The organism is Bradyrhizobium sp. USDA 336, assembly GCF_044908355.1.
Classification (GTDB): Bacteria; Pseudomonadota; Alphaproteobacteria; order Rhizobiales; family Xanthobacteraceae; genus Bradyrhizobium; species Bradyrhizobium yuanmingense.
The window spans coordinates 2,186,934-2,212,564 of sequence record NZ_JBIYDC010000002.1; the positions used below are offsets into that span (position 1 = coordinate 2,186,934).

The following is a 25,631-nucleotide window of genomic DNA, read 5'->3' on the forward strand; positions in this document are numbered from 1 at the left end:
TCGCGGCGTAGTGCGCTGCAGAGCCGGGGCCCATATCTCAGCAGTTCACCGTGTCACCTTCTGGATCCCGGCTCGCGCTCCGCGCGTCCGGAACACAAGGATTATTTCTTCTTTCTGCTGTCCAGCGCCGTCTTGCAGGTGGCGCTGAGCTGGTCGCGCTTGGCGTTGAGACAGGCGACGATGCCGCCACCCGGCGCGATGCCGGCGCAGAATTTGTCGTAGTCCGCCTTGCACGCGCCGCGTGTTTCGGCTGACTGTGCCGTGGCCCCGGAGAACGCGACGACGAAGGCGGTAGCGGCAAAGCTCAACTTGGACATTGTATCTCCAGGGACGAAAGGCAGAGCCGGTAGCTCTAAATGAAGATTGCGACATTCAACATCAACAACATCAACCGCCGCCTGCCCAATCTGTTGGCATGGCTGCGCGCTGCGAAGCCCGATGTCGTCGCGCTTCAGGAGTTGAAGGCAAGTGATGGCGAATTTCCGGCGACCGCCATCGAAAGGGCCGGCTATGGCGCGGTGTGGCGTGGACAAAAGACATGGAACGGCGTCGCCATCCTCGCCCGCAATGCCGAGCCCGTGCTGACGCGCGACCGCTTGCCGGGAAAGCCTGCCGATCTCGAAGCGCGCTACATCGAGGCCGCGGTGCGCGGCGTCATCGTCACCAGCATCTATCTGCCCAACGGCAATCCGCAGCCGGGACCTAAATTCGACTACAAGCTCGACTGGTTCGCGCGGCTGCGGCGGCACGCCAACACCTTCATCAAGCAGGACCTGCCGGTGGTGCTCGCCGGCGACTACAACGTCGCGCCCACCGAGATCGACATCTATCCGACGCGCTCATGGGACAAGGATGCGCTGATCCAGCCGAAGAGCCGCGCGGCCTTTGCCGCGCTGGTCGAGCAAGGCTGGTGCGACGCGATCCGCGAGCTGCATCCCGACGAGCGCATCTACACGTTCTGGGACTACAAGCGGAACCGCTGGCCGCGCGATGCGGGCCTGCGGCTCGACCATCTCCTGCTCAGCCCTGCTCTCGCCCCGCGCCTCGCCAAAGCCGGCGTCGACAAGAAGATCCGCGGCGAGGACGGCGCCAGCGATCACGCGCCGGCGTGGGTGGTGTTGCGGTGACCCAAATGCAGTCAGCAGCGGGCCGCCCGATAAAAGTATGAAAAACAACCCCATGCACAGTAGCCGACCTCTGTCCGCTCAATGACTTACGGGTAAACCGAAATCAAAGTTGATCCGTCGGGCAAAACACTGGCATGATGTCACCATCGAAGGCGTCCACGTCGCGCCGAGGGCTCTTCAGATCGCCCCTTCATCGGGAATATTGAGAACGGTACCGCAGGCCTTGCAATGCACGGCGTCGGCATCGTGTCTCTGGAGCCCGCACGTCGGGCATTGAAACCGCACCTTGTGAGGACTGAGGAGTGCGCGGGCGAGATTGAAGAACAGCGTTACGCCGAAAATCATGATCACGACGGTGATCAGACGACCGAACGTACCCGCCAGGGTGATGTCGCCAAAGCCGGTCGTCGTCAGCGCCGTGACGGTGAAATACAGGGCATCGGCATAGTTTCGGATCTCCTCGTTGCGAAACTTCTGGGTCTCGTAGACGATCCCGGTCATCACGAAGATGAAAACGGCGAGGTTCGTGACGGCGAAGATGACCTCCTCGTTGCGACGAAAGAACGGTGAATCGATGCGGAGCCTCACCAGCATCTGGTAGTCGCGAAGCAGGCCCAACGTCCGCAGAATCCGGAGAAAGCCGCCCGCCTCGCCGGCAAGCGGCGCCAGGAAGGATACGATCGCGACCATGTCAGCCCACGTCGCGAGCTGGGTGAATTTTTGAAACGGATGCTGATCGACCAGGAGCCGGGCGGAGAAGTCGGCAAGCAGAATAACGCCGAACAGGACGTCGAGCGTCTCGACGATGTCACTGGGCGGCAGGAACGAGGTCGCAATAATGAACAGCACCGTCACGATATCGAAGATGAGCAGCGCATAACGGAAGCGCACGCCGTCCGGCGTTGCGCCCTCGTAGAGGAGGCGGACACTGCTTCGGAGAGACGTGAGGGTCACTGGAAGAATCTCGGTTTGCGAGGATGATGGCAACTCGGAGCGCGAGCCGCAACCGACGATGCTTGTACAGCTGCGTGGACTCGCGATTAGGAACCAGGAGTGCAGCGCGGGTGTTCAGCTCTCTTTGGGGGCTGAATGCTCAAACCCGAGGATTGTCGCAAGCTTGCGGAGCAATACCGAGCGCGCGCGAATGATGCCATGTCGGCGAAGCGGCTCGCCAATGTGCTTGTGAGCGTTTCAAACGCCTATCTCGCTTTGGCGAGCCAACTGGACCTCCTTGCGTCCGTCGAACATCAGGAGCACGCGAGGAGAGCCGGTCGGAACATTCAAGGCTGAGCCCTCTCAGACGAAAGATGGCAACCGACAAGGCGGCGGCGCCATGAAGCCTCATCATTGCGGTGCCCCGCGATAGAGCTCGCCCCGCTGGTCCCTCCGAGGGAAGGCTCTTGACCTCCGCGCCCTGGTAAGCATACTGGTCTGACCACGATCAGACCAAAGAGACGGGGATGGAGTTCAAGCGAGCCGCCGACGGCGAAAAGGGGTTCGAGAAGGTGTTTGCCTTCCTGCGCGAGCGCCTGCTTACCGGCTCGCTCCGGCCGGGCGACCGCCTGATTTCGGAGCGCGAGCTCGCCACCCTTCTCGGCGTCAGCCGGCCAATCGTCCGCGAGGCGCTGCGCGCCCTCACCGTCCTCGGGATCGTCGAGATCCGCGACCGCATCGGCACCGTCGTGACGCGGCCAGATGTCTCGGTGCTGAACGACTTCTTCACCTTCGCCCTCGCCCAGCAGGCCGACATGCTCGAGGACGTCATGCAGGCGCGCGTCGCGATCGAATGCCAGGCGATCCGGCTCGCCTGCGAGCGCGCCAACATCGCCGATTTCGAACGGCTGCAGCGCGCGCTGACGAAGATCGGCGAGACCATCGACGAAGCCGATGCCGGCGGCATGGCCGATTTCGACTTCCACCGCGCGATCGTCGTCGCCTCGCATTCGGAGACGCTGAGCGTGCTGCACGCCTCCATGGCGGGCCTGTTGACACATTCGCATCGCAGCCGCCGCGAGCTGGTGCAGGCCTTCCCGTCGATGAAGACCTACCTTGTCGACGATCACCGCCGCATCTTCGAAGCCCTCATTGCGCGCGATCCCGAGCGCGCGGATGCGACGCTGCGCAAGCATTTCGCCATCGGCGACGAATACCGCAGACGCGCCGTCGTCGGTGACATCGACAAGACCAGTGCCTCGGGCTGATCGCGCACAGCCCTTCAATCAAGACGCCGATTAAACAAGAAACGGACTGACGACATGGGACGGAACGACAAGGGCAAGGTCGGCTTCATCGGCATCGGCACGATGGGCCGGGAGATGGTGCGCAACCTGCAGGCGGCGGGCCACGCGGTCCGCGTCTTCGATCTGAACGAAGCCGCGCTGGCCGACAGCGTCAAGGAAGGCGCGACGCGTGCCAAAAGCCCTGCCGATGCCGCGCAAGGCACCGATATCGTCATCACCATGCTGCCCGACACGCCCCACGTCGAGGCGACGATCTACGGCGAGCAGGGCCTGCTGAATTCCCCGCCGCCGGGCAAGCTGATCGTCGACATGAGCACCATCTCGCCGGTCGCCGTCCGCCGCATCCATTCGGACCTGCAGAAGACAGGCGTCGGCTTCATCGACGCGCCGGTCTCCGGCGGGCCGGTGGGCGCCAGGAACGCCGCGCTCTCGATCATGGCCGGCGGCGATGCGGACACGTTCGCCAAGGCCGAGCCGTTCTTCCGCGCGATGGGCACGACCATCACCCATGTCGGCGCATCCGGCGCCGGCCAGACCGTCAAGCTCTGCAATCAGCTGATCTGCGGCATCAACATCCAGGCGATCTGCGAGGCGCTCGCGCTCGGCCGCGCTTCGGGCCTCGATCTCAACCTGCTGCGCCGGGTGCTGCTCGGCGGCTCCGCCGCTTCCTGGATGCTGGACAAGCTCGGCCCCGCGATGATCGCCGGCGACGTCTCCGCGGGCTTCCGGATCGATCTGCAGCTCAAAGACCTTCGCCTGGTGCAGGAGCACGCACAGGCCCTGAACGTGCCCCTGCCCGGCACTGCGCTCGTCACCAGCCAATATGTCGATGCGCGCGCCCATGGCGAAGGCAGCAACGGCAACCAGGCGCTGTTCCGCGTCTACGACCGCATGACCAACCAGACCACCGGCTGACCCTGGAACGATGAGCCTCCAACTCGACTTTCCCGCAGTGCTGGAGCGTTGGCCGAGCTTTCTGGCCGGCGCCGTCCTCACGCTTGAGTTGGCATTCTTCGCGACCGTGCTAGGCGCTTTGCTCGGCACACTCGCGGCGGTCGGACGCGGCACACACAATTCGCTGATTGCAGGTGCCTGCAAAGTCTATGTCGAGACCATCCGCAACACCCCGCTGCTGGTGCAGATCTTCCTGGTCTATTTCGGCCTCGCCAGCCTCGGCCTGAAATACTCCGCCTTCACGGTGGCGGTGGCGGCGCTGACCATCAATGTCGGCGCCTATACCGCTGAGATCATGCGGGCCGGCTTCGAGGCGATCCCGCGCGGGCAGATCGAGGCCGCCGAAGGGCTGGCGCTTTCGCGCTTCCAGATCTACTGGCACATCATCCTGCTGCCGGCGGTCGAGAAGGTCTATCCGGCGCTCACCAGCCAGTTCGTGCTCCTGATGCTGGCCTCCTCGGTCTGCTCGCAAATCTCGGCCGAGGAGCTCACCGCGGTCGCCAACTACATCCAGTCGGACACCTATCGCGCGTTCGAGACCTACATCATCGTCGCCGTGCTCTACGTCATCCTGTCGCTGGTGATGCGTGCCGGCTTCTGGGGCCTCGGCCTCCTCCTATTTCCGCGCCGGCGCCGGCTCGGCACGCCGTTGTGAGATGACCATGGGCGGACATCTCAACATCAACCACCTGATGTTCCTCGGCCAGGGCGCGCTGTGGACCATCGGTCTGTCGCTGATCGCGCTGATCGGCGGCGGCATCGTCGGCTTCGTGATCGCACTGGCGCGCATCTCGCCGCTGAAATCGGTGCGGCTCGCCAGTGCGATCTATGTCCAGTTGATCCAGGGCACGCCGCTGCTCGTCATTCTGTTCCTCGGCTATTTCGGTCTTGCCGCGATCGGCCTGAAGGTCTCGCCGCTGGTCGCGGCAGGTGCCTCGTTGACGCTCTACGTCGCGGCCTATCTCGGCGAGATCTGGCGCGGCTGCATCCAGTCTGTGCCGAAGCCGCAATGGGAAGCCGCCGAAGGCCTGGCGCTGAACCGCACCCAGCGCATGGTCAAGGTGATCCTGCCGCAGGCGATCCGCATCGCGACGCCGCCGACCGTCGGCTTCATGGTGCAGATCATCAAGAACACCTCGCTCGCGTCCGTGGTCGGCTTCGTCGAGCTGATGCGCTCGGGCCAGATCGTCAACAATTCGCTGTTCGAACCGTTCGCCATCTACGCCATCATCGCCGTCACCTACTTCGCCATGTGCTATCCCCTGTCGCTGTTCAGCCAGAGGCTGGAACGGCGGATGGGGCGTGGCAGGTCCAACCTCGCGCCAGCCTGACATGCAGCAAAACGCCCCCTCCTCTGAACCGATCGTATCGCTCCACAACGTGCAGAAGAGCTTTGGCGCGCTCCGCGTGCTCGACGGCGTCTCCTTTGCCGTTGCACGTGGCGAGGTGCTCGCCCTGATCGGCCGCTCCGGCTCCGGCAAGAGCACCGCGCTGCGCTGCATCGACCGCTTCGAGAAGGTCGACGGCGGCCAGATCGTGGTCTGCGGGCATCGCGTCGACCGTCCCGACGTGAACTTGCGTGCGCTACGCCAGGACGTCGGCATCGTGTTCCAGAGCTACAATCTGTTTCCGCACCTCACCATCGAGCAGAACATCACGCTCGCGCCCTGCGCGGTGAAGGGCATGGCGACGTCGCAGGCCAAGGATCTCGCACGAAAAGTTCTGGCGCAGGTCGGGCTGGATGAGAAGCTGCACGCCTATCCCGAGCAGCTCTCGGGCGGCCAGCAGCAGCGCGCCGCAATCGCCCGCTCGCTCGCCATGCAGCCGAAGGTGATGCTGTTCGACGAGGTCACCTCCGCGCTCGATCCCGAACTCACCGGCGAAGTGCTGAAGGTGATCGAACAGCTCGCGGCTGACGGCATGACCATGGTGATGGTCACCCACGAAATGGGCTTCGCCAAGGGCATCGCCGACCGGATCGTGTTCATGCATCGAGGCAAGGTCCACGAGACCGGACCTGCCTCGATCCTGACGTCGCCGACCACGCCCGAACTCACGCAATTCGTGGGAACGGGAAACCTAAAATCATAACAGGGAGAGGAGAACCAGGGATGACCAAGAAGATAGTGCTGGGAACGGCCGCCGCGTTGTGCGGCCTCATCATGATCGCGGCAACGCCCGCATCGGCCGATCTGCTCGACGACATCATGAAGGCAAAGAAGATCCGCATATCGACCGACCTCGCCATCCCGCCCTCGGGCATGATGGATTCCACGATGAAGCCGACCGGCTCCGATGTCGAAGTGGCGCAGCTCCTCGCCAAGGATTGGGGCCTCGAGCTGGAATTCATCCAGACCACCGGTGCGACCCGCATCCCGAACGTCCTGACCGGCAAGGCCGACATCATCATCTCGACCCTGTCGGTGACGGCCGAGCGTGCCAAGGTGATCGACTTCACCAAGCGCTATGCGACGCTGCAATCCGACGTCGGCTGCCTGAAATCGTCGACCGTGAAGGACTGGCCGGACCTGAAGGACAAGTCGATCGGCGTCTCGCGCGGCACCACGCAGGACACAACCTTGTCCAGCATGAAGGACAAGGACCTCAAGATCGCGCGCTATGACGACGACGCCACCATGGTGACGGCGGCGGTCTCGGGTCAGGTCGACTGCGTCGGCTCGTCCGCGACAATCATCAACCAGATCGGCGTGAAGAATCCCTCGCGCGTGTTCGAGTCCCGGATTCCGCTGGCGACCTTCGACCTCGCGATCGGCCTGAAGAAGGGTGAGCAGCCGCTGATGGACAAGCTCAACGCCTGGATCACCGAGAACGTCAAGAACGGCAAGCTCAACGCCATCTACAAGAAATTCCACGGCGTCGATCTGCCGGCGGACATGCGCAGCTGAACCACGGGGAAAGACATCGTGACAGCCGCGCCCGGCTGTCACGGTCATGCAATGATCAAGAAGGACAAAGAATGCGTCTCGTCATCGGATCCGACCACGCCGGCTGGCCGCTCAAGCAGACCGTCATCGACCACATCCGCAAGCTCGGCCACGACGTCATCGATGTCGGCTCCTATGACGACAAGCCGGTGGATTTCCCCGACATCGCCCGCGCCGTGGCGGCGAAGGTGACGTCGGGCGAAGCCGCGCGCGGCATCATGGTGTGCGGCACCGGCGTTGGCGCCTCGATCGCCGCCAACAAGATGAAGGGCATCCGCGCCGCGGTCTGCCACGACGTCCACTCCGCGCATCAGAGCGTCGAGCACGACGACGTCAACGTCATGTGCATCGGCGCGCAGATCGTCGGCGCGTGGCTCGCTGTCGATCTCGTGTCGTCGTACCTGTCCGCCGAATTCTCCACCGACGAGGATTTCCGCCGCCGCGTCGAGAAGCTGCGCGTCATGGACGAGGAAGGCTGAGGGCTCTCCGCCATGATCCTGGTGTTCGGATCGCTCAACATCGATCTGGTCGCGCAGGTCCCGGTGATTCCAGGTCCCGGCCGAACGGTGCTGGCGCCGTCCTACCGGACGCATTTCGGCGGCAAGGGTGCCAATCAGGCCGTTGCCGCCGCGCGGATCGCCGGGCCTGGACGCGTGAGCATGGCTGGCCGCGTCGGCCGGGACGGATTTGGCGACAGCGCGATCGAGAACCTCAGAGCCAACGGCGTCGACGCCGACCGCGTCATCAGAGCCGACGAGCCGACCGGCTCCGCTTTCATCACCGTCGATCAGGCCGGCGAGAATGCAATCACGGTGGCGAGCGGCGCCAACATGACGGCGCGTGCCGGCGATCTTGCGAGCGAGCTGTTCAATTTGGACACCGTGCTAGTGCTTCAGATGGAGGTGCCCTTTGCGCACGCGCTGGAAGCTGCCCGAAGAACCGCCGCCGCCTCCGGCACCGTCATCTGGAACCTTGCACCCGTTCCGGAGCAGATGACGCGTGAGATGGTCACGGAGCTTCTCGCCGTCACCGACTATCTCCTCGTCAACGAGCACGAGGCCCGCGACGCCGCCACCGCCATCGGCCTGGCGTCCGCCGACTACGAAGCCGCAAGCGCCGGACTCGCGAAGTCCGGCAACCTCACCTGCATTGTCACCGCCGGCGCACAAGGCGCGCTCGCCGTGACGGCGGAAGGCACCCGCCTGCGGGCGCCCGCCCAGCGCATCACGCCGGTGGACACGACCGGCGCCGGCGACACCTTCGTCGGCGCCTTTGCGGCGATGATCAGCGAAGGCGTGTCGCTGCAACGCGCGCTCGAAGTGAGTTGCGAAGCGGCGGCTTTGAAATGCCTCAAGGCCGGCGCCCAGACCGGCATGCCCATGCGCAGAGCGATGGGCTCCCTCGCGTAGGACTGATCGCCCGCATCGCTGCCCGCGGCTAAACTCTCCCGATTCCTGGAGGCTGTTTTGGCCTTTCTCTTCGTCCTCGCCGTCGGCCTCGTCGCCGGCACCATCTCCGGCATCGTCGGCACCGGCTCGTCGATCATGCTGATGCCGGTGCTGGTCTATGCCTATGGCCCGAAGGAAGCGGTGCCGATCATGGCGGTCGCTTCCGTCATGGCGAATTTTTCGCGGATCCTGGCGTGGTGGCGCGAGGTCGATTGGCGGGCCTGCGCGGCCTATTCGGCGACGGGCATCCCGGCGGTGGCGCTCGGCGCGCGGACGCTGCTGGCACTGCCCTCGCATGCCGTCGATCTCACCATCGGCCTCTTCTTGATCGCGATGGTGCCGGTGCGGCACTTTCTGGCGCGGCACGAGCTCAAGGCCAATCTCTGGCATCTCGCCATCGGCGGCGCGCTGATCGGCTATCTCACCGGCATCGTGGTCTCGACCGGGCCACTCAGCGTGCCGTTGTTCCTGTTCTATGGCCTGTCCAAGGGCGCGTTTCTCGCCACCGAAGCGGCCTCCTCGCTCGGGCTCTATTTCGCGAAGTCGGTGACTTTCGAGCGTTTCGGCGCGCTCACCGGCGAGGTCTTCATCAAGGGTCTGATCGCGGGCGCCTCACTGATGCTTGGCGCCTTCATCGCCAAACGCTTCGTGCTGCATCTGAGGCCGGAAACCTTCCGCCTGCTGATGGACGCGATCATGATCGCGGCGGGGCTCTCGATGCTCTGGACCGCGGCGCAGCCGTGACCCAGCCGCAACTCAGACGGCGAATTCGGGGGTGATCGATGGGCTATCAGAGACGACGCGGCTCGCCACGGCCGGCTGCCCGTCGAGCCCCCGCAGCACGGCCTCGAGCGGCTGCGGCCGCTGATAGAGGAACCCCTGCCCGAGCCGCACGCCCATCTCGCGCATGGCCTCCGCCTGCTCGGCGCGCTCGATGCCTTCGGCGACCAACGTCAGTCCCAGCGTGGCGCCGAGCGAGGCGATGACGCCGACAATGGCCTTGTCCTCGGCGCTGTCGGGGATCTCGCTGATGAACGCCTTGTCGATCTTCACCTTGTCGAGCGGAAACCGCCGCAGATGGGCGAGCGAAGAATAGCCGGTGCCGAAATCGTCGAGCGCGATCGTGGCCCCCAGGCGCCGCAGGCGATGCAGCGTTTCGGAGGCGCTGGCGATGTTGTTGATCAGCGATCCCTCCGTGATCTCGAGCTCGAGCATCGATGCCGCGACACCGAAGCGCGCGCAGGTCGCGTGCAGCTCGGCGGCGAGCGAGTGGTCGGCAAGCTCGGACGGCGGCAGATTGATCGCGATCCGCAGCTGCGGCCTGCCCGCAGCGGCCAATTGCTGCAAGGCCCGGCAGGCATCGGTCAGCACGTAGGCGGGTCAGCCGCGCATTGTTGCCGCTGCGCTCGATCAGCGGCAGGAATTCGCCGGGGCCGATCACGCCGTGCTCGGGATGGCGCCAGCGGATCAGCGCTTCCAGCCCGACGACCTCATGGCTGTCGAGATCGACTTGGCTCTGGTACCAGACCTCGAACTGGCCCTCGGCGAATCCGGTGGGAATGGCGAGCTCGAGATCCCTGCGGCGGCGATAGTCGCGCTGGAGCGCTTCGTCCAGCACGGCGACCGTGCCGGGCGCCTTGCTCTTGGCGTGATAGAGCGCGATGTCGGCGAGCGTCGGCAGATGCGACAGCTCCGGATCGTCGGCGTGGCGCACGGCAAGGCCGATGCTGGCGCGCGGCACCACCTGCTTGTCGTGGAGGCGGATCGGCTCGGAAATGGCATCGAGCACGCGTTGAGCGAATGCGTGCGCGGCCTGCTCGTCGCTCACCTCGGGGCGGATGACGACGAACTCGTCGCCGCCGAGCCGGGCGACCCAGTCCTCGGCTTCGACCGCGCGACGAAGGCGCTGCGAAATCTGGACCAGGAACGCATCGCCGGCCTCGTGACCGAAGGTGTCGTTGATGCCCTTGAAGTCGTCGAGATCGATGAAGCAGAACGCGACCAGCGTATCCGGCGCGCCTCCATTCTGGCTCGTCACGGCCAGGCGCTCGGTCAGGGAGCGCCGGTTCGGCAGCCCGGTGAGCGGATCGTGCGTCGCCATGTGCCCGAGCCGGTCCAGCGCGCCCGACGTCGTGTGCTGCATGGCGTTGAAGGCGCGCGCGAGCTGGCCGAATTCGTTCGAGGAGGTGACGTCGGCCGGATAGGCCCGGCCGTCCTGCTTGCTGCGCTGGACCGCCGACATCATGGCCGCGAGCGGCCTGCCGATGAAGATGTTGGCGGAGATGCGCATGGCGATCAGGGTCGCGAACGTTGCGAGCAGCCCGACGACCAGCAGCAGCATCAGGCGGCTGCCCGCATCCGCGTACAGCGTCGCACGCGAATAGGCGATGGCGATGCGGCCGGCCTGAACGGCCATGTTACCGTTGCTGTAGTGGATCGGGTGCGAGACCTCGGCGACCGACTGGCCCTGGGGGCGCGCGACCACGCGGGCGATCGCAGCGCCGGTATCGTCGTAGACGGCCGCCGCCGCAATGGTCTCGTCGTGCATGATCTCGTTGAGCACGCCCGTGACCTGGTCGTAGCGCATCTTCCAGAGCGGCTCGGCGATCAGCTCGGCCCGGCTCTCGGCGACGCGGGCCATGCGGGCGTCGAGTTGCCTGAGCTGCGACCAGAAGCTCGATGCCTCGACGCCGGCGGAGGCGAGCAATTGCACCAGCAGCAGAACGGGCACGGTGGCCCAGATCATCGCGTGGACGACCGAGCGCAAGCGCGGCGGCGCTGCCTGCTCGTTGCGATCCGGCTCGGTCATCGCCTCATCCTTGCCCATCAGTCGGCAACGCCTTCGGCGACCGGCAGCGACGAGATGAGCGCATCGAGGGAAAAGTCATACTGGCCGCAGCGCCCGGCCTTCGCCCGGAACCGCGCGAAGTCGATCCGGTCGAACGCACGGGTCTTGATGAGATCGCCGACCGAAGCGAGATTGTCGCGCGTGATCGCCGACGTCTTGACCTCGACGCGGGGCGAGACGGCTGCAAAATCGCAGCCATCGGCATAATCGCGCAGGAGAACGACGGACCAGCCGCCGAGCAGGAAATGCCCGCCATCGGTCAGGAGCATGCGGCCCGCCTTGATCTCGCGCAGAGCATCCTCCGACCAGTTGAGGCCGACCACCTGGATGTTCTCGCCGGGCACAAGGCCGGCGGCGATCGTCGCGCGCAGCGCGCCGAGCGCCATCGGATCGTTTCCGGCCCAGATTCCGGCGGGCCGGATCTGCTTGCGCGCGGCCCAGCTCAGGTAGTTTGCCGTGACCCGCTCGGCCTCGGACTTCGTCCAGTTGGCGAACAGCATGCGGTCCACCACGACGTCGGACGCAGCATCCACCGCGAGCGTGAGGCCGGCGTTGCGGGCGATCGAGGCGGGCGTGGTCTCGTCGCCACCGATGCCGAGAATGTGGATCTTGCCGTCCGCGCTCTGCCATTTCTCGGCACGCGCCGCGGTGATCAGCGCATTGGCCATCCGCGCGCCCGCGGTCTGAAGATCGGTCGTGATGTCGCCGAGCCAGGTCTCGAGCTTTTGCCTCGGCGGTCCAAGGCGCACCGCGTCCTCGCCGATCAGCGTGTTCGAAAGCAGCAGCGTCTTGACGCCCGCGGCTTCGGCCGCCTCCAGGATGGGAACGGCGGCGGATTCCTCGTTCGACAGGATGAGGAAGTCGGGCTTGTCGGGACGGGCCACCACGCCGAAGCCGAGCTCCTGCATGGTGCGGTAGTTCCGCTCGCTGGTCAGCACCTCGACATGCGAATCGAGCTTGCGGCCGGCGGCCTGCATGGTCTGCGCGACCATGTCCCAATAGACCTCGCCGGACTTGCCGGGATTGACGAAGACGATGTTGAGGGGCTTGGCGATGCTACCGCCAACCGACCCAAAAACGCCGCAGACCATGCCCGCCGCGAGCAATATTCGCAGGAATCTCGTCAATTTTGCCGCCCCCATTGGTTCCGAGATTGGACCCACGTCCGCTAAGAATTGGCAAAATCGCACCGGGCACAGCGGCGCAGGGCTAACGAAAGGTATATCTCCCGTGCCGAATTGAGATATTCGAAGCGCCAGCGATCGGCCGGCCAATCCGTGCTATCAGCACATCTGAAACCCGCGACTCGCGCTCCCCCATGGCCAAATCCACACTTTCCTTCGTCTGCCAGAACTGCGGCGCGGCCTATAACCGCTGGCAAGGCAAGTGCGAGTCCTGCGGCGAGTGGAATACGCTTGCGGAAGAAGACACCAGCGGAAGCGTGCCGGTGTCGATCCGCTCCAAGCGCAAGGGAAGAACCTTCGCGCTGGAGAGCCTCGCCGGCAGGAGCCCGGATGCGCCGCGCCTGTCCTCGGGGATGACCGAGCTCGACCGCGTCACTGGCGGCGGCTTCGTGCGCGGCTCGGTGCTGCTGGTCGGCGGCGATCCCGGCATCGGCAAGTCGACGCTGCTGACGCAGGCGACCAGCCTGCTCGCGCGCGCCGGCCACCGCGTCGTCTACATCTCCGGCGAAGAGGCGGTCGCCCAAGTGCGCCTGCGCGCCGAGCGGCTCGGGCTGTCGGACGCGCCGGTGCAGCTCGCGGCCGAAACCTCGGTCGAGGACATCGTCTCGACGCTGTCGGAGGGCGCGGTGCCCCGGCTGATCGTGATCGACTCGATCCAGACCATGTGGACCGACACGGTGGAATCGGCGCCCGGCACGGTGACGCAGGTGCGCGCCTCGGCGCAGGCGCTGATCCGCTTCGCCAAGAAGACCGGGGCCGCCATCATCCTGGTCGGCCACGTCACCAAGGACGGCCAGATCGCCGGCCCCCGCGTGGTCGAGCACATGGTCGATGCGGTGATGTCGTTCGAGGGCGAAGGCTCGCAGCAATTCCGCATCCTGCGCGCGGTGAAGAACCGCTTCGGGCCGACCGACGAGATCGGCGTGTTCGAGATGACGGGCCTCGGCCTGCGCGAGGTCACCAACCCCTCCGAGCTGTTCCTGTCGGAGCGCGATCTCGGCACGCCCGGCACTGCGGTCTTTGCCGGCATCGAGGGCACGAGGCCCGTGCTGGTCGAATTGCAGGCACTGGTAGCCCCGACCTCGCTCGGCACCCCGCGCCGGGCCGTGGTCGGCTGGGATCCGAGCCGGCTCTCGATGGTGCTGGCGGTGCTGGAGGCCCATTGCGGGGTCAAGCTGTCCGGCCACGACGTCTATCTGAACGTTGCCGGCGGCCTGCGCATCCACGAGCCGGCGGCGGACCTCGCCGCCGCCGCAGCCTTGGTGTCATCGCTGGTTAATGCGCAGTTACCCACCGATGCCGTCTATTTCGGCGAAATCTCGTTGTCGGGCGTGGTGCGGCCGGTGGCGCAGACCCCGGCCCGGCTCAAGGAGGCGGCAAAACTCGGCTTCCAGCGCGCCGTGCTGCCCGAATCGGCGCGCGGCGATGCCGGCGGCGACGCCGGGCTCTCCCTGAACGCGGTGAACAGCCTGACGACATTGGTGGCCGAGATCGCAGCGCGGGGCTCCCGTCGGGGCGAATCCAGTGCACAGCCAGAGAAAAATGCCACACCGGCCAGATTCCGCCGTGGAGAGGGTTAGGTGGAGGTGACGCCGGAGGCCTCCGCCGCTATACAGCCGTCACAAAAGCAGCATGGGATTGCGTGGTTGCGGCCTTGCCGGGAACGCCGTCTGCCCTTCTTTTAGGGCAGCGGCCAAGCACCGATTCGCTAGAGCACCTTTGAAGTACGAGCGGACCAGACCAGCCGATGCCAGTAACCATCCTCGACCTGATCCTGCTCGGTGTGATGCTGATCTCGGGCCTGCTCGCGATGGTTCGCGGCTTCATGCGCGAAATCCTGTCGATCGCGGCCTGGGGCGCCGCGGCGATCGTGACGCTGTATTCGTTCTCGAAGCTGCTGCCGACCGCCAAGACCTATTTCAACAACGACACGGTCGCGAGCGTCGTCGTGGTGGCCGGCGTGTTCATCGGCACCCTGGTCGTGGTCTCCGTCATCACGGTCCGGATTTCCGACATGATCCTGGATTCGCGGATCGGCGCGCTGGATCGGACCCTCGGCTTCCTGTTTGGGCTGGCTCGCGGGCTTTTGATAGTCGTGGTCGCGTTCCTGTTCTTCACCTGGCTGGTGCCGGACAAGCAGCGTCCGGATTGGGTCAGCGGGGCCAAGTCCCGCGTGGTGCTGCAGGGAACCGGCGATTGGCTGATGGCCCTCTTGCCTGACGACCCCGAGAACACCATCTTGAAGAGATTCAAGAAAAACAAACCAGATGATGATCAAGCTGAATCCGAGCAGCAGCCTTCGGGCAGTGGCGACGGGTACAGTAAGTCGGCTCGTGACGGCATGAAAAAGCTGATCGAGAAACCTGCGGCGCGTTGATAGAGCCCCAAAAGAGAGGCGAGAACGAGATGCGACACCCTGACCAGGACGCCCTGCTTGATCTCGATCCAAACGCCGGTCCAGGCCCGGCGGCGCTTGAGCTTCAGGACGATCTGGAAGGCGATACGCTTCGCGAGGAATGCGGCGTCTTCGGCATCTACGGCCACCCTGATGCGGCCGCCATCACTGCGCTCGGTCTTCACGCGCTCCAGCACCGCGGCCAGGAGGCCGCCGGCATCGTCTCCTACGACGGCAGCCGCTTCCACTCCGAACGCCGCCTCGGCCTCGTCGGCGACACCTTCTCCCGCCGCGAGGTGATCGACCGCCTGCCCGGCAGTGTGGCGGTTGGCCATGTCCGCTACGCCACGACCGGCGCCACCATCCTGCGCAACGTGCAGCCGCTGTTCGCCGAGCTCAATGCCGGCGGTCTCGCGGTCGCTCACAACGGCAACCTCTCCAACGGCCTGACGTTGCGCCGCGAGCTCGTCAAGAACGGCGCCATGATGCAATCGACCTCCGACACCGAGGTGATCCTGCACCTGGTGGCTCGCTCCAAGCGCGTCCGCTTCATCGAGCGCTACATCGACGCGCTGCGCGAGATCGAGGGCGCCTATGCGCTGGTTTCGCTGACCAACAAGAAGCTGGTCGGCGCGCGCGATCCGCGCGGCATCCGCCCGCTGGTGCTCGGCGAGCTCGACGGCTGTCCGATCCTGACTTCCGAGACCTGCGCGCTTGACATCATCGGCGCCCGCTTCGTGCGCGACATCGAGCCCGGCGAAGTCATCGTGTTCGACGAGAACGGCCAGGACATCCACAAGCCGTTCCCGCCGATGGCGCCGCGCCCCTGCATCTTCGAATACATCTACTTCTCGCGGCCGGATTCCATCGTGCACGGCCGCTCGGTCTACGAGGTGCGCAAGAATTTCGGCGCGCAGCTAGCGCGCGAGAGCCACGTGCCGGTCGACGTCGTGGTGCCGGTGCCGGATTCCGGCGTGCCCGCCGCGGTCGGCTACAGCCAGTATTCCGGAGTGCCGTTCGAGCTCGGCATCATCCGTAACCATTATGTCGGCCGCACCTTCATCCAGCCGACGCAGGCGATCCGCGAATCCGGCGTGCGCATGAAGCACTCGGCCAACCGCGCCGCGATCGAAGGCAAGCGCATCATCCTGATCGACGACTCCCTGGTGCGAGGCACCACCTCCAAGAAGATCGTGCGCATGATGCGCGATGCCGGTGCCAAGGAAGTGCACTTCCGCCTCGCTTCGCCCCCGATCCTCTATCCCGATTATTACGGCATCGACCTGCCCGACCGTGGCGGCCTGCTGGCGGCGACGCATTCGCTGGAGGAGATGCGCGAGCTCATCGGCGCCGACTCGCTCGCCTTCCTGTCGATCGACGGCATGTACCGCGCCATGGGCGAGCCAGGCCGAGACCCCGCCAATCCGAAGTTTGCGGATCACTGCTTCACCGGCGTCTATCCGACCCACCTCACCGACCAGACCCAGACCGAGCCGCAGCCGCGGCAATTGTCGCTGCTGGCCGAGGCGAGCTGACCAAGGATCGTCCCCGGGGGCTCATCCGAGACTTCTTTTCGTCATGGCCGGGCTTGTCCCGGCCATCTTCGTCTGTAATACCCGCCGCAAAGAACGTGGATGCTTGGGACGAGCCCGGGCATGACGGAAGTATTCGACGATGACCAAACCTCTCGCCAACCGTATCGCTCTCGTCACCGGCGCCTCGCGCGGCATCGGCTATGCCACCGCAATCGCGCTGGCCAAGGCCGGCGCGCATATCGTGGCGACGGCGCGTACGCAAGGAGGGCTGGAAGAGCTCGACGACGAGATCCGCAAAGACGGCGGCAGCGCCACCCTGGTGCCGCTCAACCTCACCGATTCCGACGGCATCGCGCGTCTCGGCGCCGGCCTGTACGAGCGCTACGGCAAGCTCGACATCCTGGTCGGCAATGCCGGCGTGCTCGGCCCCTCCTCGCCGATCGGCCATATTGAGCTGAAGACCTTCAACGAGGTGATGGCGGTGAACGTCTCCGCGAACTTCCAGCTGATCCGCTGCATGGAACCGCTGCTCAGGCAATCCGATGCCGGCCGCGCCGTGTTCATCACCTCGGGTGCCGCCAACAAGGCCACCGCTTACGTCAGCCCCTACGCCGCGTCCAAGGCCGCACTGGAGACGCTGGCGCGTGCCTGGGCGCAGGAAACCGCGAACACCAAGCTGCGCGTCAATCTGTTCAATCCGGGCCCGGTGCGCACCCGCATGCGCGCCACCCTGATGCCCGGCGAGGATCCGGCGACGCTCGACACGCCCGAGCAGGTCGCAGAATTCATCGTGCCGCTGTGCACGCCCGACTGGACCGAGACCGGCAAATTCTACGATTACAAGACCCGCGCCCTGATGAGCTTCCGCGCGCCGGCCTGATTGCCCTCCGACGCCTTGGACGTCATGCCGGCGGTAATGACCGTACCGCCGAGCTCGATACCGGAAAGCGCATTTAGAAATTCAAGCCGACATCGAACACACTGAAAATAGCGTCTCAACGCATTTTGCCCAAAAGTTAACCGATGGATGACGCTACGACGCAGCGTCATCCGGCTTTAGGTGCATTGCCGTCGGCCATGGGACACGGTAGAGCGTCAATTGGAACAAGGCTCCCGAAGAGAGCCGTCCGCATATTTGACAATGGAGGAAGCCTTTATGACGATGCCCGCACGCCGCGCCGCGGCTCTTCTGGCCTGTGCCGCTTTCGGCTTTGCCACATCCGCATTCGCGCAAGACAAGACCATCAAGATCGGCGTGCTCAACGACATGTCGAGCCTCTATGCCGACATCGGCGGCCCGAACTCGGTGGCGGCCGTGAAGATGGCGGTCGAGGATTCCGGCCTGAAGGCCAAGGGCTGGACCATCGAGGTGCTCTCCGGCGATCACCAGAACAAGCCCGATATCGGCGTCAACATCGCCCGGCAATGGATCGATTCCGACAAGGTCGACGCCATCGCCGACACGCCGAGCTCCGGCGTCGCGCTCGCGGTCAGCAACCTCGTCAAGGAAAAGAACGCGGTGCTGCTCAATTCGGGCGCCGCGACCGCCGACCTCACCGGCAAGGCCTGCACGCCCAACACCGTGTCCTTCACCTACGACACCTACATGCTCGCCAACGGCACCGGCAAGGCGCTGACCAAGGCGGGCGGCGACAGCTGGTTCTTCCTCACCGCGGATTATGCCTTCGGCCATGCGCTGGAGCGTGACACCGGCGCGGTCGTCACCGCGACCGGCGGCAAGGTGCTCGGCGGCGTCAAGCACCCGCTCAACACGGCGGACTTCTCCTCGTTCCTGCTGCAGGCGCAGTCCTCCAAGGCCAAGATCATCGGCCTTGCCAATGCGGGCGGCGACACCACCAACGCGATCAAGCAGGCCGCCGAGTTCGGCATCGTCCAGGGCGGCCAGAAGCTCGCCGCGCTGCTGCTGTTCATCAACGACGTGCACTCGCTCGGCCTGAAGACCGCGCAGGGCCTGACCTTCACCGAGTCGTTCTACTGGGACCTCAACGACCAGACCCGCGAATGGTCGAAGCGTTTCCAGAAGGTCTCGCCCAAGGGCTCGATGCCCTCGATGACGGTTGCGGGCCTCTATGCCGAGATCCTGCATTACCTGAAGGCGATGGAAGCGCTCGGCAGCAATCCGCGTGACGGCGCCAAGGTCGTCGCCAAGATGAAGGAGCTGCCGACCGACGATCCGCTGTTCGGCAAGGGCCCGCTGCGCCAGGACGGACGCCGCCTCATCCCCGCCTATCTGTTCGAGGTGAAGAAGCCCGAGGAGTCGAAGGGACCGTGGGATTATTACAAGCTGGTCGCCACCATCGCGCCGGAAGATGCGGCCAAGCCGCTCAAGGACAGCGACTGCCCGCTGGTGAAGAAGTAGGATCGTAGGGTGGGTTAGCATGCGGCTGCGCAAAGCGCAGTCCGCTGGCGTAACCCACCTCTTCCGCCTCCGCGGAAATGAAAGAGGTGGGTTACGCCTCGCGGTTTGCGCTTCGCGCGAACCGCGAGGCTAACCCACCCTACGAGACTGTCCTGGTCGCACCCAGCGACCGCACCGCGATCGCCACGCACACCACCATCAGCACCGCGGCGAGCAGGAACGGTGCGCCGGGCAGATGCAGCGGCGCGCTGGCGCCGATGAAATAGGAAAATGTCAGCGTGAACAGGAACGGGCCGACGAGCTGCGACACGCTCTGCACGCTCGCGGTCGCGCCCTGCAGCTGGCCCTGCTGATCCGGCGCGACGAGCCGCGTCATCAGCGCCTGCGAGGCGGCACCGGAGATGCCCCACAGAGCCAGAATGGGAATCCCGAGCCAGGATAGCGGTCCGGTCGGCGCGGCGCCGAGGACCACGAAGCCGACCGCGCCACAGCAGAGGCCGAGCAGGAGCGCGTTGCGCTCGCCAAGCGCGCGCACGATGGGGCCGATCGCAAAGCCCTGCACCACCATGGCGCAGATGCCGACCATGGCGAGCGTCAGGCCCACCGTCTTGGCATCCCAGCCGTAGCGATAGGTCGCGTAGAGCACAAAGGTCGAGGGGAGCACGACGTGCGCGACCTGCGCGATGAAATTGACGATCGACAACGCGGCCAGCACCGCGTTGGAGCGCAGCAGATGCAGCGCGCCGAGCGGATTGGCGCTGCGCCAGCGCAGCGCCGCGCGCTTGTCGGGCGCAAGCGACTCCGGCAGCACGAACAGGCCATAGAGCGCGTTGGCGAAGCTCAGGGCCGCCGCGGCCCAGAACGGCAGGCGCGGATCGATATCGCCGAGCAGGCCGCCGAGCGCCGGCCCCAAGATGAAGCCGGCGCCGAAGGCCGCACCGATCCGGCCGAAGACCGCCGCACGCCGTTCCGGCGGCGTGATGTCGGCGATATAGGCGAAGGCGGTCGAGATGCTCGCCGAGGTGATGCCGGAGATCACGCGGCCGATGAACAGCCACGCAAGCGACGGCGCCAGCGCCATCAAGACGTAATCGGCCGCGAGCCCGAAATTCGACAGCAGCACCACTGGCCGCCGTCCGAAACGGTCGGACAGCGCGCCAAGCACCGGCGAGAACACGAACTGCATCAAGGCCCAGGCGGTGCCGAACAGGCCGAAGATGCGCGCGGCATGAGCGGTGTCGTTGTCGACGAAGCTCTCGATCAGCTTCGGCAGGACCGGCATGATCACGCCGAGCGCGACCATGTCGAGCAGGATGGTGACGAAGATGAAGGCGACCGCGCCGCGCGGGGCCGGCGCTGCGTGCTGCACCACCGCCCCGCCGGCGCCGTCGCTCACGACGGCCGCTTGCGCTTGTGCGCGAACGGATTGGCCTTCTCGCGCAGCGTGATGCGCACGGGCGTGCCCGGCAGCTCGAAGGTCTCGCGCATGGAATTGGTGAGATAGCGCAAGTAGGATTGCGGCACGGCGTCCGCGCGCGAGCAGAACAGCACGAAGCTCGGCGGGCGCGCCTTGGTCTGGGTGATGTAGTTCAGCTTCAGCCTGCGGCCGGAGACCGCCGGCGGCGGGTTGGCCTGAATCGCCTGCTCGAACCAGCGATTGAGCGCTGCCGTCGGCACGCGCCTGTTCCAGATCGCATAGGCGTCCTGGATCGCCTGCATCAGGCGATCGATGCCCTCGCCCATCAGGCCCGAGACAGCGACGATGGGCACACCCTTGAGCTGCGGCAGCCAATGATCGGCATCGCGGCGCAGGCCCGAGATCGCGCCGCCGCCCTTGGTCTCCATCAGATCCCATTTGTTGACGGCGAGCACGACCGCCCGTCCCTCGCGCTCGATCAGGTCGGCAATGCGCAGGTCCTGCTCCTCGAAGCGGTTCTGCGAATCCATCATCAGCACGACCACTTCGGCAAAGCGCACCGCGCGCAGTGCGTCCGCAACCGAGAGCTTTTCCAGCTTCTCCTCGATGCGCGAGCGCCGGCGGAGGCCCGCGGTGTCGAACACACGGAAATCGCGGCCCTTCCAGTTGATCTCGACCGCGATGGCATCGCGCGTGGTGCCGGCCTCCGGGCTCGTCAGCAGGCGCTCCTCGCCGAGCAGATGGTTGATCAGCGTCGACTTGCCGGCATTGGGCCGGCCGACGATCGCGACCCGGATCGGGCGCGTCGCGGCCTCTTCCTCCGAGATCGGCGCGTCGTCCTCATCGTCGTCTTCCTCGACGGGTTCGGGCATTAGCCTCGCGAGCGAGTCGTAAAGCTCGCCCATGCCCTCGCCATGCTCGGCCGAGATCTGGATGGGATCGCCGAGGCCGAGCGCAAACGCCTCCATCGCGCCGGCATCGCCGTGCTTGCCCTCGCTCTTGTTGGCGATGAGCAGTACCGGCTTGTCGGCCTTGCGGGCGAAATCGGCGAAGGCGCGGTCGGTCGGCGTGAGGCCGATGCGGGCGTCGATGACGAAGAACAGCGCATCGGCCTGCGCGATCGCGGTCTCGGTCTGCTCCTGCATGCGCGCGGTCAGCGAGCCCTTGGCGCCCTCGTCGAGGCCGGCGGTATCGATGATGGTGAAGTGGAGATCGCCGAGCCTGGCCTCGCCTTCGCGGCGGTCGCGGGTGACGCCCGGCAGATCATCGACCAGCGCGAGCTTCTGCCCAACCAGGCGGTTGAACAGCGTCGACTTGCCGACATTGGGCCGGCCGATGATGGCGATCGTGAAGGACATCGGTCATTCGTGCGCTGCCGGGGCTGCGCCTGTCAATGCAACGGGAAATATTGTTTGAGCATGATCTTTTCGGAAACCGCTTCACACGCTTCCGGATCATGCTCTAGCGGGAGAAGCTGCCGCTCGGCAGCGGTGCCGGGAAGGCGCTCTGCGATTGCTGCTGGGGGGGCTTGGTCGGCTGCGCCTGCTGGGTTGGCTGCGCCTGCTGGGCCGGCTGATCCGGCGGCGGCGCGGTGGTGCGCCTGCGGACGATCTTGTGCTTGGGCGGCGGAGCGGACGTCGCGGGCGCTGCCTCCGGCTGCGCCTCGCCATCGACCTCACCGGCGGGTGCTTCGGCCGGCGCGGCGGCCGTGGCGGGCTGCCTGGTCTGCTTTGCCTTGGCCCCCTTCGCCGGCTTGGCCGGCTCGGGCTCGGCAGGCAATGCCGCGACGGCAGGTGCGTTGGGATCGGGCTGCTGCTGCTGTGCGCCTTTGTACAGGTCCCTCGGCACGCCCTGCTCGAGCCCCGGCACGCCCTCGGGGAAGACCGGCTTGCGGTCGCCCGGCAGCTTCTTCTTGGTGTCGAGGAAGTCGAGCAGATCGCTCGGATCGAAGCTGGAGCAGCCGCCCAGGACGCCGGTGAAGGCGATCAGGACGGCGGCTGCGATCAAGCGTGGCGTGCGGCGCATCTTGGTGTCTCGTTACGTCAGAGAACCGTCGTCAGCTTTTGGCGACGGGTGGCAACAAAGCCTGAAGCGCCTCGGCGCGAGAACGCAGGCCGGGCGGTGTTTCGCCGTCTCCGTCAATCGCCTCGAGCCATTTGCGGGCTGCAGTCATGTCGTTGTTACGCCAGGCCGACAGCGCCAGCATCTCGCGGGCGGTGTGGCGGAAGGTCGATTTCGGCGCGGCGGAAGCTTCCAGCCGCTGCTGGATGTCGGCATAGCCGGCGCTGTCGAGCAGGAGCCCCGCGGCGCGGATCTTGGCCAGATCCTGCCACTCGCCGCCAATGCTGCGGTCGGCGGCGATGTCGTCATACATCTTCGCGGCCGCCTTGGGATCGCGGCTCGCGGCCTCGGCCGCAGCACGCAGCCGCGCCAGGGTGCGATAGCCGGACGGCGCCTTGGCGGCGAGCTCGGTGAAGGCCTTCTCGGCGTCCTCATGCTTGCCCTGCTCGGACAGCTCGGCGGCCTTCTCGAAAGCGGCGCCCGCCTCGGCGGCCTTCTGGGCCTCCAGGTACCTATAACCCTGCCAGCCACCTGCGCCGGCGACGATCAGCACCATCAACGCGATGAAGTAGATCGAATACTTGTCCCACAGCTTCTTGAACTGTTCGCGACGTACTTCCTCGTTTACTTCGTCAAATAATTCAGACACTTATGCCAATCCCATGCCCGTCCGGGTGCGCGCGCCAAAGCGTTCGCGTCAGGAATCCCGTCCCCGTGTGGCGGCGAGGTAGCCTAACGATATGGCGGTGGCAAGGCAAAGCGAGCCCGATCAAGGCGTTAACCACCCGGGACATCCCGGATGCCCCTGCCCGGCTCAAGCTCCCAGCAGCTCCCGCAGCTGGCGCTTCAGCACCTTGCCGTTGGCGTTGCGCGGCAACGGGTCTGCCGTGATCGCCATGGTTTCGGGAACCTTGTAGTCGGACAGGCGCTCGGCGCACCAGGCGCGCAGGTCCGTATCGGTCACCGGCTGTCGCGTCACCACCACGGCGTGGACGCGCTCGCCCAGCACCGGGCAGGCCCTGGCGATGATCGCGCTCTCGACCACGGCGGGATGGCCGGCCAGCACGGATTCGACCTCGGCCGAATAGATCTTCAGGCCGCCGCGATTGATCATGTCCTTCTGCCGGTCGAACACGCGAACGAATCCTTCCGCATCAATCGAGCCGAGGTCGCCGGAGTGCCAGAACCCACCCGTGAAGCTTTCGGCGGTGGCCTTCGGATTATTCCAGTAGCCCTTGATCACGGAGGCGCTCTGGATCCAGAGCTCGCCGATCTCCCAGGGAGGCAGCTCGCGCCCGTCCGGGCCCATCACGGCGATGCGCGCGCCGGGGCACGGCAGGCCGACGCTGTCGATATGGCGCTCCGTCAGCTCGCCCGGCATGATGGTCGAGGGCGAGGTCGTTTCGGTCGCGCCGTAGCAGTTCATCAGCTTCAGGCCGGGAATCTTCGCCTTGAGCTTCTCGATGGTGGCGACCGGCATCGGCGCGCCGCCGAAGCCGCCGATGCGCCAGCTCGAGAGATCATAGCCGTCGAAATCGGGCTGGAGCAGGCAGAGATTGTACATCGCCGGCACCATCACCGTGTAGGTGACGCGCTCGCGCGCGGCGAGCTTAAGGTAATCGGCGGCCTTGAACTCCGGCATGATGATCAGCGCGCCGCCGCAGCGGATCATGGTGGTGATGTTGGCGACGACGCCCGTGACATGGCCGAGCGGCACCGCTGCGATCGAGCGATCGGTTTGCGTCAATTGCAGGCAGGACACGAACACCATCGAGGAATGGACGATGTTGCAATGGGCCAGCATCGCGCCCTTCGGCTTGCCCGTGGTGCCGGAGGTGTAGAGGATCATCGCGGTGTCCTCTTCGCTCACCTCGATCGGCGCCGATGCCGGCGGGTTGTCGGCGAGCACTGCGAAACGCGACAGAGCCGGATCATCGGCGACTGCGATGCGGTGGATCACGTCGGGCACATCATGCGCATCGGGCAGCCGCTCGGCGAGCGCGGCTTCGTGGATCAGGATCTTGGCACCGCAATCCGCGAGCACATAGGCGATCTCCGGCTTCTGCTGGCGCGTGCTGAGCAGCACGGTGACGAGCCCTTCATGCGCGGCGGCAAACAGCAGCAGCGGAAATTCGATGCGATTGCCGAGCAGGATGGCAACGCGATCGCCGCGCTGCAATCCCAGCTTGCGAAATCCGGCAGCGATCCGCGCGGCTTGCTCCATTGTTTGCCGCCAGCTCAGGCGGACATTGCCGCAAATCAACGCTTCGCCATCGGCATTGCGGCCGCATGCCTCCGCGATCATCGCCCAGAGGCTCGAAGGCCGATCAAGAAATGCCGGCACAACCCGATCGCCAAACCGCGCCTCGAGCCGCATCGGCGGGATCTGAGCTCGCGACCAGTCCATGGGGATGCCCTCGGCTTGTTGCTCTTGTTATCTTCCCCGCATGGACATGCGGGTTTCGTCTTGTGCTGACCGGCTAGACCCCGATCACGGGCACGCCGATCACCACCGGATGGAACGCGAAGGCCAGGGCCAGATAGGCGACCACGCCGACCGGACGGCGACCGCGACGGCGATCAGATCGTTGGTCGGGCCGCCGACCGGAATCGGCGGGGCACCGGCGTCGGTGCGAGCTTTCAGCGAGATGCGGTCATAGACCGCCCAGGCAAGGAACGAGCCGAACAGGATGATGGAGCCGAGATCGCCATTGGCAAGCAGATGCGCCGCCGCCCACAGCTTGATGCCGGCCAACATCGGATGCTTCAACGTCGCATAGATGCGGCCACGCATGTAGGACGCCACCACGAGGATGACTGCAGGCAGCATCAAGGCCAGCGCGATGTGCTTCATCGCCTTCGGCGGATACCAGACGTCGATCCAGCCGGAGCTGCGGTAATGGGCATAGCCCCAGATGATCAGCGCCAGCCCCGCCAGCGAGACCAGCGAATAGATGATCTTGTAGGTCCCCTCGCCCAGTCTCGCGATCGCCTGCGCGCGCGCCTCTCGTTTGGTTGTGAAGATATGGGACGCAAAAAACAGCACCAGCCCCAGGATCATGACCAGCAGACCCACGACATCCTCCCCACAAAGCAG

At 65.7% G+C, this 25,631-nt stretch carries 22 protein-coding genes and 3 pseudogenes; 15 read left to right on the top strand and 10 right to left on the bottom strand.

All coding sequences use genetic code 11. The annotated features are described in order from the left end of the window. Positions 1 to 101: 101 nt before the first annotated feature. Positions 102 to 317, bottom strand: coding sequence for a hypothetical protein (locus ABIA45_RS11285; RefSeq protein ID WP_036022695.1), 216 nt, complete (start codon positions 315 to 317; stop codon positions 102 to 104). A 39-nt stretch (positions 318 to 356) separates the two neighbouring features. Here ABIA45_RS11285 and ABIA45_RS11290 point away from each other — a divergent pair, with 39 nt between their 5' ends. Beyond that, positions 357 to 1,127, top strand: coding sequence for an exodeoxyribonuclease III (locus ABIA45_RS11290; protein ID WP_275509577.1), 771 nt, complete (start codon positions 357 to 359; stop codon positions 1,125 to 1,127). 177 nt (positions 1,128 to 1,304) lie between these two features. On the opposite strand, the gene ABIA45_RS11295 is transcribed toward ABIA45_RS11290, so the two are convergent. Further along, positions 1,305 to 2,081 carry a potassium channel family protein gene (locus ABIA45_RS11295; protein ID WP_404652061.1) on the bottom strand — a complete coding sequence of 259 codons (777 nt, stop codon included), beginning with the start codon at positions 2,079 to 2,081 and terminating at the stop codon, positions 1,305 to 1,307. Between the two features lie 506 nt (positions 2,082 to 2,587). Here ABIA45_RS11295 and ABIA45_RS11300 point away from each other — a divergent pair. The 9 genes and pseudogenes from ABIA45_RS11300 to ABIA45_RS11340 all read left to right on the top strand — a co-directional run bounded on the left by ABIA45_RS11300 (position 2,588) and on the right by ABIA45_RS11340 (position 9,458). Continuing rightward, positions 2,588 to 3,328 carry a FadR/GntR family transcriptional regulator gene (locus tag ABIA45_RS11300; RefSeq protein ID WP_036000760.1) on the top strand — a complete coding sequence of 247 codons (741 nt, stop codon included), beginning with the start codon at positions 2,588 to 2,590 and terminating at the stop codon, positions 3,326 to 3,328. 51 nt (positions 3,329 to 3,379) lie between these two features. After that, a pseudogene (locus tag ABIA45_RS11305) lies at positions 3,380 to 4,282 on the top strand (NAD(P)-dependent oxidoreductase); the annotation flags it as partial. Between the two features lie 10 nt (positions 4,283 to 4,292). Further along, positions 4,293 to 4,976: an amino acid ABC transporter permease gene (locus tag ABIA45_RS11310; RefSeq protein WP_036000766.1), complete on the top strand. Its 684-nt coding sequence runs from the start codon at positions 4,293 to 4,295 to the stop codon at positions 4,974 to 4,976. Between the two features lie 7 nt (positions 4,977 to 4,983). After that, positions 4,984 to 5,652 (top strand): amino acid ABC transporter permease, encoded by a 669-nt coding sequence (locus tag ABIA45_RS11315; protein WP_198399789.1) that lies wholly within the window; start codon positions 4,984 to 4,986, stop codon positions 5,650 to 5,652. A gap of 1 nt (position 5,653) precedes the next feature. After that, positions 5,654 to 6,412: an amino acid ABC transporter ATP-binding protein gene (locus ABIA45_RS11320; RefSeq protein ID WP_036000768.1), complete on the top strand. Its 759-nt coding sequence runs from the start codon at positions 5,654 to 5,656 to the stop codon at positions 6,410 to 6,412. 20 nt (positions 6,413 to 6,432) lie between these two features. Continuing rightward, positions 6,433 to 7,227: a transporter substrate-binding domain-containing protein gene (locus ABIA45_RS11325; RefSeq protein ID WP_404541607.1), complete on the top strand. Its 795-nt coding sequence runs from the start codon at positions 6,433 to 6,435 to the stop codon at positions 7,225 to 7,227. Between the two features lie 71 nt (positions 7,228 to 7,298). Continuing rightward, a complete protein-coding gene (gene rpiB / locus ABIA45_RS11330) occupies positions 7,299 to 7,745 on the top strand; it encodes a ribose 5-phosphate isomerase B (RefSeq protein WP_157284566.1) in 447 nt (148 codons plus the stop codon). A 12-nt stretch (positions 7,746 to 7,757) separates the two neighbouring features. Further along, positions 7,758 to 8,675 carry a ribokinase gene (locus tag ABIA45_RS11335; protein ID WP_404652063.1) on the top strand — a complete coding sequence of 306 codons (918 nt, stop codon included), beginning with the start codon at positions 7,758 to 7,760 and terminating at the stop codon, positions 8,673 to 8,675. A gap of 57 nt (positions 8,676 to 8,732) precedes the next feature. Further along, the gene (locus tag ABIA45_RS11340; RefSeq protein WP_404652064.1) at positions 8,733 to 9,458 is read left to right on the top strand and encodes a sulfite exporter TauE/SafE family protein; all 726 of its coding nucleotides are present in this window, start codon (positions 8,733 to 8,735) and stop codon (positions 9,456 to 9,458) included. 12 nt (positions 9,459 to 9,470) lie between these two features. Here the strand turns inward: ABIA45_RS11340 and ABIA45_RS11345 are convergent. Together ABIA45_RS11345 and ABIA45_RS11350 are read right to left on the bottom strand one after the other, a co-directional pair. Further along, a pseudogene (locus ABIA45_RS11345) lies at positions 9,471 to 11,541 on the bottom strand (putative bifunctional diguanylate cyclase/phosphodiesterase). After that, positions 11,541 to 12,653, bottom strand: coding sequence for an ABC transporter substrate-binding protein (locus ABIA45_RS11350; RefSeq protein WP_404655654.1), 1,113 nt, complete (start codon positions 12,651 to 12,653; stop codon positions 11,541 to 11,543). Before ABIA45_RS11350 ends, ABIA45_RS11345 begins: the two are co-directional and overlap by 1 nt. Before the next feature lie 227 nt (positions 12,654 to 12,880). On the opposite strand from ABIA45_RS11350, the gene radA reads away from it, so the two are divergent. The 5 genes from radA to ABIA45_RS11375 all read left to right on the top strand — a co-directional run bounded on the left by radA (position 12,881) and on the right by ABIA45_RS11375 (position 19,056). Further along, positions 12,881 to 14,326 carry a DNA repair protein RadA gene (radA, locus tag ABIA45_RS11355; protein WP_157284561.1) on the top strand — a complete coding sequence of 482 codons (1,446 nt, stop codon included), beginning with the start codon at positions 12,881 to 12,883 and terminating at the stop codon, positions 14,324 to 14,326. Between the two features lie 167 nt (positions 14,327 to 14,493). Next, complete coding sequence (locus ABIA45_RS11360) at positions 14,494 to 15,123, top strand: CvpA family protein (RefSeq protein ID WP_036000794.1); 630 nt, start codon at positions 14,494 to 14,496, stop codon at positions 15,121 to 15,123. A gap of 29 nt (positions 15,124 to 15,152) precedes the next feature. After that, entirely contained in the window at positions 15,153 to 16,676 is a 1,524-nt protein-coding gene (gene purF, locus ABIA45_RS11365) for an amidophosphoribosyltransferase (RefSeq protein WP_157284560.1), read from the top strand. Between the two features lie 139 nt (positions 16,677 to 16,815). Beyond that, positions 16,816 to 17,556 (top strand): SDR family NAD(P)-dependent oxidoreductase, encoded by a 741-nt coding sequence (locus tag ABIA45_RS11370; protein ID WP_271547071.1) that lies wholly within the window; start codon positions 16,816 to 16,818, stop codon positions 17,554 to 17,556. A 276-nt stretch (positions 17,557 to 17,832) separates the two neighbouring features. After that, positions 17,833 to 19,056: an ABC transporter substrate-binding protein gene (locus ABIA45_RS11375; RefSeq protein ID WP_157284558.1), complete on the top strand. Its 1,224-nt coding sequence runs from the start codon at positions 17,833 to 17,835 to the stop codon at positions 19,054 to 19,056. A 139-nt stretch (positions 19,057 to 19,195) separates the two neighbouring features. On the opposite strand, the gene ABIA45_RS11380 is transcribed toward ABIA45_RS11375, so the two are convergent. The 6 genes and pseudogenes from ABIA45_RS11380 to ABIA45_RS11405 all read right to left on the bottom strand — a co-directional run bounded on the left by ABIA45_RS11380 (position 19,196) and on the right by ABIA45_RS11405 (position 25,610). Beyond that, positions 19,196 to 20,452, bottom strand: coding sequence for a TCR/Tet family MFS transporter (locus ABIA45_RS11380; protein WP_271547073.1), 1,257 nt, complete (start codon positions 20,450 to 20,452; stop codon positions 19,196 to 19,198). Continuing rightward, positions 20,449 to 21,831, bottom strand: coding sequence for a ribosome biogenesis GTPase Der (der, locus tag ABIA45_RS11385; protein ID WP_271547075.1), 1,383 nt, complete (start codon positions 21,829 to 21,831; stop codon positions 20,449 to 20,451). Before der ends, ABIA45_RS11380 begins: the two co-directional genes overlap by 4 nt. A gap of 103 nt (positions 21,832 to 21,934) precedes the next feature. Next, entirely contained in the window at positions 21,935 to 22,498 is a 564-nt protein-coding gene (locus tag ABIA45_RS11390; RefSeq protein WP_271547077.1) for a hypothetical protein, read from the bottom strand. Positions 22,499 to 22,529: 31 nt separating this feature from the next. Next, a complete protein-coding gene (locus ABIA45_RS11395; protein ID WP_404652065.1) occupies positions 22,530 to 23,183 on the bottom strand; it encodes a tetratricopeptide repeat protein in 654 nt (217 codons plus the stop codon). 165 nt (positions 23,184 to 23,348) lie between these two features. Continuing rightward, positions 23,349 to 24,941: a class I adenylate-forming enzyme family protein gene (locus ABIA45_RS11400; protein ID WP_271547081.1), complete on the bottom strand. Its 1,593-nt coding sequence runs from the start codon at positions 24,939 to 24,941 to the stop codon at positions 23,349 to 23,351. 73 nt (positions 24,942 to 25,014) lie between these two features. After that, positions 25,015 to 25,610 (bottom strand): annotated as a pseudogene (locus ABIA45_RS11405) (NnrU family protein). Positions 25,611 to 25,631: the final 21 nt, after the last annotated feature.